The organism is Rhodoferax sp. OV413 (assembly GCF_945881795.1).
Taxonomy (GTDB): Bacteria; Pseudomonadota; Gammaproteobacteria; order Burkholderiales; family Burkholderiaceae_C; genus Allorhodoferax.
The window spans coordinates 1-15,331 of record NZ_CAMCVG010000011.1 but is presented as its reverse complement, the minus strand read 5'-3'; the positions used below and the strand labels follow the sequence as shown (position 1 = coordinate 15,331).

The 15,331-nt window shown below is 63.5% G+C and carries 16 protein-coding genes; 10 read left to right on the top strand and 6 right to left on the bottom strand.

The genetic code is table 11. The features are described 5' to 3' along the window. Nucleotides 1–36 precede the first annotated feature (36 nt). From Q0O05_RS02730 to Q0O05_RS02710, 5 genes are all read left to right on the top strand, one after another. Complete coding sequence (locus Q0O05_RS02730; RefSeq protein WP_293660354.1) at nt 37–1,704, top strand: CTP synthase; 1,668 nt, start codon at nt 37–39, stop codon at nt 1,702–1,704. Further along, the gene (gene kdsA, locus Q0O05_RS02725; protein ID WP_293660353.1) at nt 1,704–2,558 is read left to right on the top strand and encodes a 3-deoxy-8-phosphooctulonate synthase; all 855 of its coding nucleotides are present in this window, start codon (nt 1,704–1,706) and stop codon (nt 2,556–2,558) included. Before Q0O05_RS02730 ends, kdsA begins: the two co-directional genes overlap by 1 nt. A 61-nt stretch (nt 2,559–2,619) precedes the next feature. Then, nucleotides 2,620–3,903 carry a phosphopyruvate hydratase gene (eno, locus tag Q0O05_RS02720; RefSeq protein WP_293660352.1) on the top strand — a complete coding sequence of 428 codons (1,284 nt, stop codon included), beginning with the start codon at nt 2,620–2,622 and terminating at the stop codon, nt 3,901–3,903. A gap of 26 nt (nt 3,904–3,929) precedes the next feature. After that, nucleotides 3,930–4,205 (top strand): septum formation initiator family protein, encoded by a 276-nt coding sequence (locus Q0O05_RS02715; RefSeq protein WP_293660351.1) that lies wholly within the window; start codon nt 3,930–3,932, stop codon nt 4,203–4,205. Between the two features lie 15 nt (nt 4,206–4,220). Next, complete coding sequence (locus Q0O05_RS02710) at nt 4,221–4,844, top strand: AAA family ATPase (RefSeq protein WP_293660350.1); 624 nt, start codon at nt 4,221–4,223, stop codon at nt 4,842–4,844. Nucleotides 4,845–4,859: 15 nt separating this feature from the next. Here the strand turns inward: Q0O05_RS02710 and Q0O05_RS02705 are convergent, their stop codons facing one another. Next, nucleotides 4,860–5,849, bottom strand: a complete 990-nt coding sequence (locus tag Q0O05_RS02705) for an Hsp33 family molecular chaperone HslO (protein WP_293660349.1) — start codon at nt 5,847–5,849, stop codon at nt 4,860–4,862. A 41-nt stretch (nt 5,850–5,890) separates the two neighbouring features. Then, nucleotides 5,891–6,415 carry a gamma carbonic anhydrase family protein gene (locus tag Q0O05_RS02700; RefSeq protein WP_293660348.1) on the bottom strand — a complete coding sequence of 175 codons (525 nt, stop codon included), beginning with the start codon at nt 6,413–6,415 and terminating at the stop codon, nt 5,891–5,893. Nucleotides 6,416–6,452: 37 nt separating this feature from the next. Here Q0O05_RS02700 and Q0O05_RS02695 point away from each other — a divergent pair, with 37 nt between their 5' ends. After that, the gene (locus tag Q0O05_RS02695; protein WP_293660347.1) at nt 6,453–7,286 is read left to right on the top strand and encodes a ferritin-like domain-containing protein; all 834 of its coding nucleotides are present in this window, start codon (nt 6,453–6,455) and stop codon (nt 7,284–7,286) included. Between the two features lie 51 nt (nt 7,287–7,337). Beyond that, complete coding sequence (locus Q0O05_RS02690; protein WP_293660346.1) at nt 7,338–8,549, top strand: HDOD domain-containing protein; 1,212 nt, start codon at nt 7,338–7,340, stop codon at nt 8,547–8,549. Between the two features lie 28 nt (nt 8,550–8,577). Here the strand turns inward: Q0O05_RS02690 and xerD are convergent, their stop codons facing one another. Together xerD and Q0O05_RS02680 are read right to left on the bottom strand one after the other, a co-directional pair. Next, the gene (xerD, locus tag Q0O05_RS02685) at nt 8,578–9,507 is read right to left on the bottom strand and encodes a site-specific tyrosine recombinase XerD (RefSeq protein WP_293660345.1); all 930 of its coding nucleotides are present in this window, start codon (nt 9,505–9,507) and stop codon (nt 8,578–8,580) included. A 9-nt stretch (nt 9,508–9,516) separates the two neighbouring features. After that, nucleotides 9,517–10,479: a tripartite tricarboxylate transporter substrate binding protein BugE gene (locus Q0O05_RS02680; RefSeq protein WP_293660344.1), complete on the bottom strand. Its 963-nt coding sequence runs from the start codon at nt 10,477–10,479 to the stop codon at nt 9,517–9,519. Nucleotides 10,480–10,613: 134 nt separating this feature from the next. Here Q0O05_RS02680 and Q0O05_RS02675 point away from each other — a divergent pair, with 134 nt between their 5' ends. Continuing rightward, complete coding sequence (locus tag Q0O05_RS02675; protein WP_293660380.1) at nt 10,614–11,525, top strand: AEC family transporter; 912 nt, start codon at nt 10,614–10,616, stop codon at nt 11,523–11,525. On the opposite strand, the gene queG is transcribed toward Q0O05_RS02675, so the two are convergent. Next, nucleotides 11,522–12,607 carry a tRNA epoxyqueuosine(34) reductase QueG gene (gene queG / locus Q0O05_RS02670; protein ID WP_293660379.1) on the bottom strand — a complete coding sequence of 362 codons (1,086 nt, stop codon included), beginning with the start codon at nt 12,605–12,607 and terminating at the stop codon, nt 11,522–11,524. The genes Q0O05_RS02675 and queG overlap by 4 nt on opposite strands. Before the next feature lie 78 nt (nt 12,608–12,685). Between queG and tsaE the strand changes: the two genes are divergently transcribed. Next, nucleotides 12,686–13,192, top strand: a complete 507-nt coding sequence (gene tsaE / locus Q0O05_RS02665) for a tRNA (adenosine(37)-N6)-threonylcarbamoyltransferase complex ATPase subunit type 1 TsaE (protein ID WP_293660378.1) — start codon at nt 12,686–12,688, stop codon at nt 13,190–13,192. A 29-nt stretch (nt 13,193–13,221) separates the two neighbouring features. Then, the gene (locus tag Q0O05_RS02660; protein WP_293660377.1) at nt 13,222–14,565 is read left to right on the top strand and encodes an N-acetylmuramoyl-L-alanine amidase; all 1,344 of its coding nucleotides are present in this window, start codon (nt 13,222–13,224) and stop codon (nt 14,563–14,565) included. An 18-nt stretch (nt 14,566–14,583) separates the two neighbouring features. Here Q0O05_RS02660 and Q0O05_RS02655 read toward each other — a convergent pair whose 3' ends face one another. Continuing rightward, nucleotides 14,584–15,228, bottom strand: a complete 645-nt coding sequence (locus Q0O05_RS02655; RefSeq protein ID WP_293660343.1) for a VTT domain-containing protein — start codon at nt 15,226–15,228, stop codon at nt 14,584–14,586. Nucleotides 15,229–15,331 lie beyond the last annotated feature (103 nt).

Sequence of the window (15,331 nt, the reverse complement as noted above, 5' to 3'; positions counted from 1 at the left end):
TTACCACCTCATCGAACCGCAAGGTTCGCCCCTGACATGACCAAATTTGTCTTCGTCACCGGCGGTGTGGTGTCCTCCCTCGGCAAGGGAATCGCCTCAGCCTCCCTCGCTGCGATCCTCGAATCGCGGGGCTTGACAGTCACCCTCATCAAGCTCGATCCCTACCTCAACGTCGACCCCGGCACCATGTCCCCGCTGCAGCACGGCGAGGTTTTTGTAACCGACGACGGCGCCGAAACCGACCTCGACCTCGGCCATTACGAGCGTTTCATTGAAACGCGCATGCGCAAGACCAACAACTTCACCACCGGGCAAATTTACAAAAGCGTGCTCGACAAAGAGCGGCGTGGCGACTACCTGGGTAAAACGGTGCAGGTCATTCCGCACGTCACCAACGAAATCCAGGAATTCGTCAAACGCGGCGCCCGCTTTGGTGAGCCTGACGCAGTGGACGTAGCCATTGTTGAAATCGGCGGCACAGTGGGCGACATCGAGTCCCTGCCGTTTCTGGAGGCGGTGCGCCAGATGAGCCTCAAGCTCGGCGCCAACAACAGCGCGTTTGTGCACTTGAGCTATGTGCCCTGGATTGCCGCGGCAGGCGAACTCAAGACCAAACCCACCCAGCACACCGCCAAGCAACTGCGTGAAATCGGCATCCAGGCCGACGCCCTGCTCTGTCGGGCTGACCGTCCGATTCCGGATGAAGAACGCTCCAAGATTTCGTTGTTCTCCAACGTGCCCGAATGGGGCGTGATCTCGATGTGGGACGTAGACACCATCTACAAAGTGCCCCGCATGCTGCACGAGCAGGGATTGGATGGCCTGATTTGCGATAAGCTGCGCCTGAACACGCCGCCCGCCAACCTCAAGCGCTGGGACGATCTGGTCTACGAGACCGAGCACCCCCGCGGCGAAGTCACCATTGCCATGGTGGGCAAATATGTCGACCTCACCGACAGCTACAAGTCGGTCAACGAGGCCCTGCGCCACGCCGGCATGAAAAACCATGTGCGGGTCAAAATTGAGCACGTGGATTCGGAAACCATCGACAGCAACAGCGTGAGTCAGCTCGCAAAGTACGACGCGATTCTGGTGCCCGGCGGATTCGGCAAGCGCGGCATCGAAGGCAAGATCAGCACCGCGCGCTTTGCCCGCGAAAACAAAGTGCCCTACCTCGGCATCTGCCTGGGAATGCAAGTGGCCACCATCGAATTTGCCCGCCACGTGGCAGGCTTGAAGGAAGCCAACAGCACCGAATTCGAGCCCGACAGTCCCAACCCGGTGATTGCCCTGATCACCGAATGGAGAGACGCCGACGGAACCATCAAAACCCGCGATGCGAATTCCGACCTCGGTGGCACCATGCGCCTGGGTGCGCAGAGTTCTGACGTCGCCAAGAACACTCTGGCCCACCGCATCTACGGCGATGTGGTTACCGAGCGCCACCGCCACCGGTATGAGGCCAACGTGAATTACCTCGACACCCTGCGCGCATCGGGATTGATAATTTCGGCCCTGACCCAGCGCGAGCAGCTCACGGAAATCGTGGAGCTCCCGCAGGACGCGCACCCTTGGTACGTGGGCGTGCAATTCCACCCCGAATTCAAGTCCACCCCATGGGACGGCCATCCCCTGTTCAATGCCTTCATCAAGGCAGCAGTCGACTACCAGGGCGGCGGTAAAAATTTAAAGGCGGTTGCGTGATGAAACTTTGCGGCTTCGACGTTGGCTTGGATCAACGCTTCTTCCTGATTGCCGGCACCTGCTCCATCGAGGGGCTGGAAATGTCCATTGATGTGGCCGGCCGGCTCAAAGAAATTTGCGCACCGCTGGGCATTCCGCTGATTTACAAGGGCTCCTTCGATAAGGCCAACCGCTCCTCCGGCACCAGCAGGCGCGGCGTTGGCCTGGACGCGGGCTTAAAAATCCTGGACGAGGTCCGCCGCCAGCTCCAGCTACCCATCCTGACGGACGTGCACGATGAGTCCCATGTCGCGGCTGTTGCCAGTGTGGTGGATGTGATGCAGACACCCGCCTTCTTGTGTCGGCAAACGGATTTCATCCGCGCTGTCGCCCAATCGGGCAAGCCGGTGAACATCAAAAAAGGCCAGTTTCTCGCCCCATGGGACATGAAAAATGTCATCGACAAGGCGCGCGCCGCAGCCGAAGAAGTCGGCTTGCCCCCCGACCGCTTTCTGGCCTGCGAACGCGGCGTGAGCTTTGGCTACAACAACCTGGTGGCCGACATGACCAGCCTGGCCGAGATGCGCAAGTCCGGCGCGCCGGTGGTGTTCGATGTGACCCACTCCGTTCAGAAGCCAGGCGGTCTTGGCTCCAGCAGCGGCGGCGCGCGCGACATGGTGCCTGTGTTGGCCAGAGCCGGCGTGGCGGCAGGTGTGGCAGGCCTCTTTATGGAGACCCATCCCCACCCCTCCGAAGCCTGGTCTGACGGCCCGAACGCTGTGCCACTGCACCACATGAAGGCCCTGCTCGAAACCCTGGTGGCGCTGGATTCCGTCACCAAAACAACCCCGCTCCTGGAAAACAACTTCCAGTGAACGGATGCATGATGAACCGTGACGTTTTTTGTTTGTGTGTTTTTGAACTTGAAAGAAACTAATGAGCGCAATTGTTGACATCGTCGGCCGCGAAATCCTGGACTCCCGCGGTAATCCCACCGTTGAATGTGATGTGCTGCTGGAATCGGGCACCATGGGCCGCGCGGCCGTGCCCTCCGGCGCATCCACCGGCTCGCGCGAAGCCATCGAACTGCGCGATGGTGACAAAAGCCGCTACCTCGGCAAGGGCGTGCTCAAGGCGGTTGAACACATCAACACTGAAATCTCAGAAGCCGTGCTGGGCCTCGACGCCTCGGAACAAGCCTTTCTGGACAAGACCCTGATTGACCTCGACGGTACCGAAAACAAGTCACGCCTGGGCGCCAATGCCATGCTGGCGGTGTCGATGGCCGTGGCCCGCGCTGCTGCCGAAGAAGCCGGCCTGCCCCTCTACCGCTACTTCGGCGGCATGGGCAGCGTGCAAATGCCGGTACCCATGATGAACGTCATGAACGGCGGCGAGCACGCCAACAACAACCTAGACCTCCAAGAGCTGATGATCATCCCCGTGGGAGCGCCCAGCTTCCGCGAAGCCCTGCGCTGGGGCGCCGAAGTCTTCCACGCGCTCAAGAAAATCCTGCACGACCAGGGCATCAGCACCGCCGTGGGCGACGAAGGCGGCTTTGCCCCTAATGTGGCCAACCATGAAGCCGCGATCCAAATGATCCTCCAAGCGATTGACAAGGCCGGCTACACAGCGGGCGAGCAAATCGCGCTGGGCCTGGACTGCGCCGCGTCCGAGTTTTACAAAGGCGGGAAGTACGAGCTCGAAGGCGAAGGCCTGAGCCTGACCGCCCAGGAATGGACCGACATGCTTGCCACCTGGGTCGACAAGTACCCCATCATCAGCATCGAAGACGGCATGGCCGAAGGCGACTGGGATGGCTGGAAAGTCCTTACCGACCGCCTGGGCAAGAAGGTGCAAATCGTCGGAGACGACCTGTTCGTCACCAACACCAAGATCCTGAAAGAAGGCATCGAGAAGGGCATCGCCAACTCCATCCTGATCAAGATCAACCAGATCGGCACCCTGTCCGAGACCTTCGCTGCGATTGAGATGGCCAAGCGCGCCGGCTACACCGCCGTCATCAGCCACCGCTCGGGCGAAACCGAGGACTCCACCATCGCCGACATCGCGGTGGGTACCAACGCCGGCCAAATCAAGACCGGCTCGCTCAGCCGCTCCGACCGCATGGCCAAATACAACCAGCTGCTGCGCATCGAAGAAGACCTCGGCGAAGTGGCTGTGTACCCTGGCCGCGCTGCCTTCTACAACCTGCGTTAAGCACGACCCGAGACCGAACCACTGCCATGGGAAACCGCTGGGTCCCTGCCGTTTTGATCGCCTTGCTGCTGATCATTCAGGGGCAGTTGTGGTTCGGTCGAGGGAGCCTTCCCAATGTCGCGATGCTCTCGCAACAGCTGGACGACCAGAAGCAGCGCAACACGCAGGCGCTGCAGGCCAACGAGCGGCTGGAAGCCGAAATCCACGACCTCAAAGAGGGGCTGGAGATCGTGGAAGAAAAGGCGCGCTCGGAATTGGGTATGGTCAAGGCGAACGAAATTTACGTTCAGATTGCCCGCTAACGCTACGCGCATGCCGTGAAAATCGCCATCCTCGGCGCGGAGTCCACCGGCAAAAGCACCCTGAGCGACGGACTGGCGCAAGCGCTCACCGAGGCCGGTTCAGCCGCCACCGCGGTGGATGAATACCTGCGCGAATGGTGCCTTGCCCACAAGCGCACGCCGCGCGCGGCAGAGCAAGCCGCAATTGCCTATGAACAGGCACGCCGTGTCGATACCGCAACCGGCATTGTTGTGGCAGACACTACGCCCCTGATGACCGCGGTTTACAGCGATGTTCTGTTTGCCGATGGCAGCCTTTACCCGATGGCCCTGGCCCATTTGGCAAGCTTCACCCATGTGTTGGTCACTGCGCTGGACTTACCCTGGGTGGCCGATGGCTATCTGCGGGACGGCCCCGCGGGGCAGTCGGCCATTCACGAGCGCCTGAAGGCGGTGCTCGAGCAGAACAACATCGCGCACGCCATGGTGTACGGCCGGGGCGAGCAGCGCCTGCGGGCGGCGTGGGCGGCCGTCATGCCGCAGACCGAAGGTGCAGATGCGGAGTCGCGAACCTACCAGCGCTGGATGTCGGGCTGTGAAAAATGCTCAGACTCCGCCTGCGAACATAAGCTTTTTCAGGGTCTCACCACAGGCGCGTGAGCGTCTTATCCGGCCTTAATGCGGGCCCGCATTGCCCTGGAGCAACTGCGCCGCGTCGGTAAACAACTGCGCCGCGTCCACCGCGTCAAAGCGGTACTGCACGCCGCAAAACTCGCAGCCCACCTCAATGTCTTCGCGCTCTGACAAGATGCTCTGCGCCTCTTCGCGCCCGAGGCTGACAATCATTTTTGCCACCCGTTCGCGACTGCAACTGCAAGCAAAACGCGGCGCGCTCGGACCTATCAGCGGCTCAAACCGGGTCAGCGGCTCTTCCCAGAACAGGCGGTGCAAGACCGTATCCACATCCAGCTGCAGCAGCTCCTCGGCCTTCAGGCTGCGGGCCAGAATGGCGATGCGGTTGTAGTGTTCGTTGAGCCCGATCTGGTCTTCGTTGTCGCGCGAGACCATGCTGCCCGCCAGATTGCCCGCGCCAGCCATCGGCAGTCGCTGAATCAGCAAACCGGCCGCCACATTGCCATCGGCCGCCAGCACCAGCGTGGTGTCGAGCTGCTCGCTTTGCAGCATGTAATGCTCCAACACCTCGCTGATACGCTCCAGCGGCTGGCCCGCGTCGTCAAACAAAGGCACCACGCCCTGGTAAGGCTGCTGCCCGGGAAACTTGGCTTTCGGATCCAGGGTGATGGCGCAACGGCCCTGGCTGGTGCGGTTGACCATGCCGCTCAACGACAAGCCCGCAGCCACCTCGCCCACCACCGTGGCGGTGGAGCGAAAACTGAAGTCCGGCTGCATCTCCGATACCACCAGCTTGAGGGGCCCGTCGCCAAAAATCTGCAGCACCAATGCGCCGTCAAACTTGATATTGGCCTGCATCAGGGCGGCAGCCGCCGTGATCTCACCCAACAGCGCTTGCACCTCTGCGGGGTAAGCGCCGTGCTCGGAGTTCGAGGCGCGGCGGCGCAAAATTTCCTGCCACGCATCCGTCAGGCGGACGATGGCGCCGCGCACGGGCAAGCCATCAAACAAAAACTTGTGCAGCTCAGACATGCACCTACTCCCAAAAAATGAGGCCCCATGCGGGCCGGCAACTAGGCGATCTTTTTCAGGCCTGCGTTGTAACGCTGGGCGTTGGCCACATAGTGGCGCGCGCTGGCAAACAAGTTTTGCTTTTGCTCGTCGGTCAAATCACGCACAACCGTCGCAGGCCGGCCCATGATCAGGCTGCCGTCGGGGAATTCCTTGCCCTCGGTCACCAGCGAGCCGGCTCCGACCAGGCAGCTCTTGCCGATGCGCGCGCCGTTCAACACCACCGCGCCGATGCCGATCAGCGAGCCATCGCCCACGGTGCAACCGTGCAGCACCACCTGATGCCCCACGGTGACGTTATCGCCAATGGTCAGCGGCTTGTCTTTGTCGACATGCAGCACGCTGGCGTCTTGAATGTTGGTGCCTGCGCCAATACGAATGGCCGCAGTGTCTCCACGCAACACCGCCCCGAACCAGACGTTGGAATCCTCACCCAGCTCCACATTGCCAATCACCGTGGCGCTGTCAGCCACCCAAGCGCCGGGCGCGAGCACTGGCGCCACACCATCGAGTTGATAAATTGCCATTGCTGCCCCTCCGGCCTGGAAAACTAGAATTGTAAAGATGGAACTCCGAGCCCTTGCCCTTGCCGCCTACACGACCGCATCCCCCCACGCCAAAGCGCATGCGGCCTTGTCGCTGGGGGCGCTGGTGGAAACGGCGACTGTGGATACCGAGCTGCTCATAAAGCACGCATCGGGCCCCGGCCGGCCCGAACGCCCCGCACTGGTGGAGCACACCGCCGTGCCCCGGCGCTCGCCCTTTACCGCCACGGGGCATGCGGCCTTGATGCATTCGATTGCGCACATCGAGTTCAACGCCATCGACCTGGCGCTGGATTGCATCTGGCGCTTTGCCGGGCTGCCGGAATCCTTTTACCGCGACTGGGCGCATGTTGCCAGCGAGGAGGCTAAGCATTTCATGATGCTCGAGACGCACCTTCAAACGCTGGGCCACCTTTATGGCGACTTTGCAGCGCATACGGGCCTTTGGACCATGTGCGACAACACGGCACAGGATGTGGTGGCACGCATGGCACTGGTGCCCCGCACCCTGGAGGCGCGGGGGCTGGACGCCACGCCGCTCATTCAGGCCAAGCTCGCCAAAGTAGGAACGCCACAGGCGCTGGAGGCGCAAGGCATTTTGCAGGTCATCCTTGACGACGAAATCGGCCATGTAGCGACCGGCAACCGCTGGTACCGCTGGCTGTGCCACATGCACCAGCGCGATGCCGACGCTTTTTACGCCCAGGCCGCCCTGCGGCACGGCGCCCCGCGGCCCAAGCCGCCGTTGAACACCGCAGCCCGCATGGCAGCCGGCTTTACCGCTCAAGAGATGGCCAGGCTCCACGCGGAATGCGGCACCGCCACGCCTGATGTGTCACAACTGCCGACCTAGAATGCGGCTCCCCTATTGAGCTGCTCTGATGATCTCCCTGAAAGCTGCCCCATGACCACCTCCGTAGCGCGGCAAGCCATCGTGAACGATGCGAAGGAAATCGTCGCGTACGAGCTGTTTAACCGCAGCGTCTCCGAGCACGCCCACACCGCCTCGACCGACGCCCAGGCGCTCTTTAATTTGCTCACCCTGAGTGACGGCGAAACGCAAGTTGGCAAGACCTTGCTGTTCATCAACTGCACCCACGACAGCCTGTCCGGCGGCCACCTGGACCTGGTCGCGCCTGAGCATGTGGTGTTGGAGATTCCGCCCCTCTCGCATGCGCAGTTTGACCAGATTGATCTACGCCTGCCTGCGCTGCAAAGTACGCAGGCCCGCGGCTTCAAGCTGGCGTTTGACCACACCGTAATGGCTCCGTCGTACGAGTCGTGGTTGCCCCTGGCCGCCTACATCAAGCTCGATGTGAGCTTCTTGACCGGGCCCGCACTGGCCTCATTGGTTCAGATGGCGCGCAGCAAAACTACGGCACAACTGATAGCAGAGAAGGTGGAAACCGAAGAGCAATTCACCCGGCTCAAGGCACTGGGTGTGACGCTTTTTCAGGGCTACTGGTTTGCCAAGCCCACCCTGATTGAGGGCCAGTCCCTGCGGCCCTCGCAGGCGGCCATACTTCAGCTGATTGATCTGGTGCGCAAGCAGGCCAGCACGGCCGACATCGAAGAAGTCCTCAAGCGCGACCCCACACTGTCGTTCAACCTGCTGCGCTTCATCAACTCGGCTGGATTTGGCTTGCAGACCGAGGTCACTTCGTTCAAGCACGCGGTCATGCTGCTGGGGCTGAAGAAACTCTTTAAGTGGGCTGCCCTGCTGATGACCACCTCCGCCAACAGCGGCGTGGCACCTGCGGTCGGCACCACTGCCGTGGTGCGCGGGCGGCTGATGGAATTGCTGGCAGCCGAAACCCTGCCCCCTGAAGACTGCGACCACGCCTTTGTGATTGGCGTTTTTTCACTGCTTGACAGTCTGCTGGGCATGTCCATGGAAGCCGCCCTGGCCAACTTACCCCTTCCGCAGGTCGTGAGCGACGCGCTGCTGCACCGCAGCGGGCCCATGTCCGAGTATTTGAAGCTCGCATTGGCCTGTGAAAGTGGCGACGACCTGGCCTTCGCCGACAGCGCCCGGACGCTGCAACTGACCGACCGACAAATCAACTGGGCCCACCTGCAAGCGCTGGCCTGGGCCGAAACCCTCGGGCAGGAATAGACGGCCCAACCCGCCCCGCATCGGCCTGTCAGCCCCTGGGGTGATGCCGGGCGTGCAGCGAGGCCAGCCGGTCCCGCGCGATATGGGTGTAGATCGTGGTGGTGGAAATATCTGCATGCCCCAGCAGCATCTGCACCGAGCGCAAGTCCGCGCCGTGGTTGAGCAGATGCGTGGCAAACGCATGGCGCAAGGTATGCGGAGAAAGGGGCACCCGGACGTCCGCCCGCAGGGCATAGCGCTTGACTAGCCCCCAGAACATCACCCGGCTCATCGCGCTGCCTGCCTTCATGCCCCGCGCGGTCACAAACACATCGGCACTCTGGCGGCCCGCCAGCAGCTCCGCCCTCGGGCCCGCCAGATAGCGCTGCAGCCAGAGCGCGGCCACCTCGCCAAAAGGCACCAGCCGCTCTTTGGAGCCCTTGCCGGTCACGCGCAACACGCCCTCATTGAGGCCGAGCTGCACCATGCGCAGGCCCACCAGCTCACTGACCCGCAGGCCGCTGGCATACATCAGCTCCAGCATGGCCTTGTCCCGAAGGCCCAGCGCAGTGTCGATATCGGGCGCATTCAAGAGCGCCTCCACCTGCGCCTCGCTCAACACCTTGGGCACCCGCAGGGCCTGCTTAGCGGCCTGCATCTTCAGGGTGGGGTCCGCGCTGATGCGTCCTTCCCGCAAGGCCCAGCGGAAAAACCGCTTGAACACCGTTAAGCGCCGGTTGGCGGTAGTGGCCTTGCTCTCGCTGTGGCGGAAGGAAAAATAGGCCTGCAAGTCGGCCTCTTGCGCGTGCAGCAGGGGCTTGCCCTTCAAAAACTGCGCGAACATCGCCAGATCGCGCCGGTAGGCCTGCAGGGTATTTTTCGAGAGTCCTTCTTCGAGCCAGAGAGCGTCGACGAAGCCGTCAATCGACGGGTCTAAGGCGCTCGCGCCCTCATCCCCTGCGGCCTTGCGCGCTGCCATACCGTGGCGTCAATCCAGCTTGAGCTTGGCCGAGTCCACCACCTTCTGGTAAGTCTCGAATTCGGCCTTGATTTGCGCCGCGAACTGCTCGGGTGAGTTACCCACCACCAGCGAGCCGGTGTCTTCAATGCGCTTACGAATGGCCGGATCTTCCAGCACCTTGCGCACGCCGGCATTCACCTTGTCGACCACGTCCTTCGGCAGGCCCTTGGGGCCGTAGATGCCATAAAACGCCATGCGGTTGACCGGCTCCAGCCCCACCTCCTTGAAGGTTGGCACGTTGGGCATCTGGCTCAGGCGCTGCGGCGCTGCCACCACGATGGCGACGAGCTTGTTCGAGGTAATAAATGGCAAGGCCGACGGCAGGTTGTCAAAAATCATGGGGACTTGGCCGCCCACGGTGTCGTTGAGCGCGGGGCCGGCGCCGCGGTAGGGAATGTGGGTGATGTAGGTGCCGGTCAGGCTCTTAAAGAGCTCGGTCTGCATGTGCCCGATGCCGCCGGTGCCCGAAGAGGCGTAAGAGTGTTTTCCCGGGCTCTTCTTTAGCTCGGCCAGGAATTCCTTGTAGTCCCGGGCAGGAAAGCTGGGGTGCACTGCTATCACATTAGGAGTGGCCGCCACATTGATGATGGGGGTGAAGTCGGTCAAAGGGTTGTAGGGGTTCTTGGGGTTGATGGCAGGGTTGGAGGCCACGGTAGACACCGTGGCAATGCCTAGCGAGTAGCCATCGGGCGCGGCCTTGGCCGTTTCATTGGCGCCCACCACGCCGCCGCCGCCGGCTTTGTTTTCCACCACCACGCTCTGCCCCAGCACCTTGCCCAGCGGGTCGGCAATCACACGGGCGATGATGTCGGTCGTGCCGCCGGGCGCAAAGGGCACCTGCAGCTTGATGGGTCTGTTCGGGTAGTTTTGCGCCGAAGCCAGGCCGGATGAGGCCAGCAGCGCCATGGACAATAAGATGTGACGGTTCATTGCGGGTTCCTTTCGATTGCCGGGTTGCGCTGGTCAGCGCTGAGCCCCCATGGTAAGGGGCTTGCTTCATGCGGGTCTATACGGTGGAACCACTAGTGGGTACCCGCCCGGGGTGGGCTGGTATCCTCGCGCCGGTGAATTACGCGCAGCTCCTGTTTCCGGACTTTTCTCTCATCCTGCTGGGCTACCTCGTATGCCGCTACACCCAGCTCAACCGCGCCTTGTGGGAGAAGGTGGAGTCGCTGGTGTATTACCTGCTCTTTCCGGTGCTGCTGTTTCACTCGATTGTGAAAAGCCCGCTGGATCTGGGGCTGGCCTCCAAGCTGATGGCGGCCGGTTGGACGCTCGGGCTGGTCGGCATCGCGCTGGCCTACCTGCTGCCGCACCTGCCGGTGCTGCGGCATTACATGCCCGGGCGCGACCACGCCGCCAGCGCGCAGATTGCGTTTCGTTTTAACTCCTTTATCGGCCTGGCCATTGCCGAGCGACTGGCGGGGCCGCAGGGCCTGCAGCTGATTGCGGTGCTGATCGGGGTGTGCGTGCCCTTGTTCAATGTGGCGGCGGTGTGGCCTATGGCGCGCCATGCGCAGCGCGGTTTTGCTGCAGAGCTCATCCGCAACCCGCTCATCCTTGCCACCGTCGGCGGGCTCGTCTGCAACCTGGCCGGCTTTCGGATGCCCGACTGGCTGGAGCCAACGGTGACACGCCTCGGCGCGGCGTCGCTGGCGATGGGGCTGATGGCCGCGGGTGCGGGCATGCAGATTGGCGCCCTGGCGCGCGCCAAGACGCTGGCAGTCGCGGTGCTGTCCATCCGGCATCTGTTGTCGCCGGTGGTTGCGTGGTGGATTGCGCGGCTCTTTAGTCTGGATACCCTGCAGACCACCATCCTGCTGGCCTTCTCTGCCCTGCCCACCGCCTCCACCTGCTATGTGCTGGCAGCCCGCATGGGCTACGACGGAGCCTATGTGGCGGCGCTGGTCACGCTGTCCACCATCTTGGGCGTGGTGAGCCTGCCTTTTGCTTTGGGGGTTTTACAGGGGCTTTAAGCCGGGGCGGTGGCCGCGGCCATCGCCCACTCGACATGCTCCCGCACCACCGCGTCCGGGTGCGTGGTCCGGCGTTGCAGAGCTTGCAGCATGGCACTACGGGCGGTGCGGGCTTCGGCTTCGGGCAGGGCTTGCAGCGCGTCGGCGCGCAAGGCGTTGCCGATGGCCACTGCCACGTTGCGCAGCCAGCGGGTGTGTCCGATGCGGCGGATGGGGCTGCCTTCGGTCTGGGCCAGAAAGGTGTCTTCCGTCCAGTCCAGCAGGGTAGCGAGCTGCGGGGCCGACAGGCTGTGGCGCGCATCAAAGTCGGGCAAGGTGCTGCGTTGGGCGAACTTGTTCCAGGGGCAGACCAGCTGGCAATCGTCGCAGCCGTAGATGCGGTTGCCAATCAGCGGGCGCAGCTGCAGCGGAATGGGGCCGTCGTGCTCGATGGTGAGGTAGGAGATGCAGCGCCGCGCGTCCAGCCGGTGCGGGGCGACGATGGCGCCGGTGGGGCAGGCGCTGATGCAGGCGCTGCAGCTGCCGCAGTGGGCGTCCAGCGGCGCGGTGGCGGGCAGTGCGAGGTCGATGTAAATCTCACCCAAAAAAAACATGGAGCCCGCCTCGCGGTGCAGCAGCAGCGTGTGTTTGCCGCGCCAGCCCTGCCCGCTGCGCTGGGCCAGTTCAGCCTCTAGCACCGGGGCGCTATCGGTAAACACGCGGTAGCCCAATGGCCCCACATGGCCCGCCAGCCGCTCAGCCAGCTTTTGCAGCCGGCTGCGCATGACCTTGTGGTAGTCCCGCCCGCGGGCGTAGACCGAGACAATGCCCTCGTGCGGGCGCTGCAGGCGGGCCAGCTCTGCCCCGGCCCAATCCGGCGGGGTGTCGCGCGGCAAATAGTCCATGCGCGCGGTAATCACGCTCACCGTGCCGGGCACCAGCTCGGCAGGACGAGCGCGCTTCAGGCCGTGCTGGGCCATGTACGCCATGCCACCGTGGAAACCCTGCGACAACCAGGCCGATAATCCGGCCTCCGCGCTGGACAAATCCACACCGGCAACGCCAATTTGGGAGAATCCCAGTTCCCGGGCCCAGCCCTGCAACAAGGCGAGCAGCTGAGCGCTGTCGCCGTCACCGCCACATTGAGCCAAGTTTTGAGTGCTGTTGATCGTCACCGCCCCATTGTAGAAAGCGCCATCGGCAGCCCCTCGCTGCAGTGGGCGGGGGAGGAAGACACGGCCGCCTTTGCTGCGCACTGGGCCACGCGGCCCGAAATCCGCGACGCATTCATCGCCCTGCAAGGCGACCTGGGGGTCGGCAAAACCACCTTGGTGCGCCACCTGCTTCAGGCGCTGGGCGTGGCCGGGCGCATCAAGAGCCCGACCTACGCGGTGGTGGAGCCCTACGAGCTGCCCGGCCTGTCCATCTGGCATTTCGACTTCTACCGCTTCAGCGACCCGCGCGAATGGGAAGAGGCCGGCTTTCGCGACCTGTTCGCCAGCCCCGGCCTCAAGATTGCCGAATGGCCGGACAAGGCTGCGGGTATGTTGCCGGTGGCCGACGTGGTGGTGCAAATCCGCGCGCAGGACGACGCGAGCCGCGAGGTCTGGCTGCGCCCCGGCACCGCGCGGGGTACGGCACTGGTGCAGTCGGCGCTCTTTCATGCCGCCGAGGAGGCCCGCCGGTGAAGCGCCGCACCCTGCTGCAGGCCGGGGGCATGGTGCTGACGCTGGGCGCTGCCGAGCTGGCCCGGGGCGCGTCCATCATGACGGTGCGGGTCTGGCCGGCGCCGGAGTATTCGCGGGTGACGATTGAGTCGGACGCCTCGCTGAGCACCAAGCAATTGTTTGTGCCCAGCCCGCCGCGGCTGGCGGTGGATATTCAGGGCATCACCCTCAACCCCGCGCTCAAAGAGCTGGTTGCCAAGGTAAAGGCCGACGACCCCAACATTGCGGGCATCCGCGTGGGGCAGTTCGCGCCCGATATCGTGCGTCTGGTGGTGGACTTGAAGCACCCGATCCGCCCGCAGGTGTTCAGCCTGGCGCCGGTGGCGGCCTACCGGCACCGGCTGGTGCTGGACCTCTACCCGGTGGCCGAGGTGGACCCCCTGGATGCGCTGATCAACGAACGCGTGGCTGACGCCCGGGCGAACCCTGCAACCCCGGGCGCCGGGTCCGCCACCCAAGACCCGCTGGACGCCCTGATTGCGCAGCACATCCTGAAGCCGGGCGCGGTGGCGGCTACGCAGGCCCCCGGCAGCGCAGTGGGCCGCGCGACGGATGCTACAAAAAGTGGAGCTGCGCGCGCAGATACGGCGGGCGCTGAGGGCAGCACAGACCGCCTCATCGTCATCGCACTGGACCCCGGCCACGGCGGCGAGGACCCCGGCGCCATCGGCCCTGGCGGCACCCGCGAGAAAGATGTGGTGCTGAAGCTGGCGCATTTGCTGCGTGAGCGCATCAACGCCGGCAGCGTGAACGGCAACGCGATGCGCGCCTTCCTGACCCGCGACGGAGACTTCTTTGTGCCCCTCGGCACCCGGGTGCAGAAGGCGCGGCGGGTGCAGGCGGACCTGTTCATCAGCATCCACGCCGATGCCTTTTTTACGCCCGACCCGCAGGGCGCCAGCGTGTTCGCCCTCAGCCAGGGCGGCGCCTCCAGCAGCGCCGCGCGCTGGATGGCAAACCAGGAAAACAAGGCCGACACCGTGGGCGGGCTCAACGTCCAGGCCAAAGACGCCACCGTGCAGCGCGCCCTGCTGGACATGAGCACCACCGCCCAGATCAACGACAGCCTCAAGCTAGGCGGCAACCTGCTGGGCGAGATCAAACGGGTCGGCAAGCTGCACAAGCCGCGGGTGGAGCAGGCCTCGTTTGCGGTGCTGAAGGCACCCGATATTCCGAGCGTACTGGTGGAGGCTGCGTTCATCAGCAACCCGGTTGAAGAGGCGCGCCTCAATAGCGACGACTACCAGAACAAGCTGGCCGATGCGCTGATGCGCGGCATTCAGGCGTACTTCGCCAAGAACCCTCCGCTGGCCCGCAAGCGCACCACCAGCTAGGCGGCGGCCCCACGCGGCTTATGCGGGCTTTGCGCCCCGAGCGCGCAGTGCCCCGGCCACGACCACCAGGCCCGGCACCAGAATCATGGCCCAGATGATCTTGTCCAGATTCGCCTTCACCCAGGGGAAGCTGCCCAGAAAGTAGCCCGCTGCGCACACCCCCAGCACCCACAGGCAGCCGCCCACCACGTTGTACAGGGTGAATCTGGCGCGGTTCATGTGTGCCACGCCGCCCACAAAGGGCACGAAGGTGCGCAAGAACGGCATAAACCGCGCGGCAATGATGGTGAAACCGCCGTAGGTCTCGTAAAACGCGTGGGCTCGATCAAACGCCGCCTTGTTAAAGAAGCGGCTGTTTTCCCACTGAAAGACGCGGGGCCCGAAGTACCGCCCGACCGAGTAGTTGCATTGGTCGCCCAGCACCGCGGCCACCAGCATCAGGCCCGCCGCCAGCGGAAAGCTCAGCAGCCCCGCGCCACACATGGCACCCACTACAAACAACAGCGAGTCACCGGGCAGAAGCGGCATCACCACCAGACCGGTTTCTACAAAAATAATTGCAAACAGCAGGGCATAGACCCACATGCCGTAGGCCTGAACAAACAGCTCGAGGTGCTTGTCGACGTGGAGGATGAAATCAATGAGCTGGGCGAGTAGTTCCATGGGAGCCCATTATCCCCACCGCGACCCGGCGGCTGCGCGTCAGGCGAAAACGTTAAGCCGCGCGACTGCCTGTTTAAAGACCTGGAGGCTTCCAAACGCTGCG

Excerpts from the sequence above, each read along its gene's own strand:
- Q0O05_RS02730 (WP_293660354.1), top strand. The coding sequence starts at position 37 with ATGACCAAATTTGTCTTCGTCACCGGCGGTGTGGTGTCCTCCCTCGGC.
- kdsA (WP_293660353.1), top strand. The coding sequence starts at position 1,704 with ATGAAACTTTGCGGCTTCGACGTTGGCTTGGATCAACGCTTCTTCCTG.
- eno (WP_293660352.1), top strand. The coding sequence starts at position 2,620 with ATGAGCGCAATTGTTGACATCGTCGGCCGCGAAATCCTGGACTCCCGC.
- Q0O05_RS02715 (WP_293660351.1), top strand. The coding sequence starts at position 3,930 with ATGGGAAACCGCTGGGTCCCTGCCGTTTTGATCGCCTTGCTGCTGATC.
- Q0O05_RS02705 (WP_293660349.1), bottom strand. The coding sequence starts at position 5,849 with ATGTCTGAGCTGCACAAGTTTTTGTTTGATGGCTTGCCCGTGCGCGGC.
- Q0O05_RS02700 (WP_293660348.1), bottom strand. The coding sequence starts at position 6,415 with ATGGCAATTTATCAACTCGATGGTGTGGCGCCAGTGCTCGCGCCCGGC.
- Q0O05_RS02695 (WP_293660347.1), top strand. The coding sequence starts at position 6,453 with ATGGAACTCCGAGCCCTTGCCCTTGCCGCCTACACGACCGCATCCCCC.
- Q0O05_RS02690 (WP_293660346.1), top strand. The coding sequence starts at position 7,338 with ATGACCACCTCCGTAGCGCGGCAAGCCATCGTGAACGATGCGAAGGAA.
- xerD (WP_293660345.1), bottom strand. The coding sequence starts at position 9,507 with ATGGCAGCGCGCAAGGCCGCAGGGGATGAGGGCGCGAGCGCCTTAGAC.
- Q0O05_RS02680 (WP_293660344.1), bottom strand. The coding sequence starts at position 10,479 with ATGAACCGTCACATCTTATTGTCCATGGCGCTGCTGGCCTCATCCGGC.
- Q0O05_RS02660 (WP_293660377.1), top strand. The coding sequence starts at position 13,222 with ATGGTGCTGACGCTGGGCGCTGCCGAGCTGGCCCGGGGCGCGTCCATC.
- Q0O05_RS02655 (WP_293660343.1), bottom strand. The coding sequence starts at position 15,228 with ATGGAACTACTCGCCCAGCTCATTGATTTCATCCTCCACGTCGACAAG.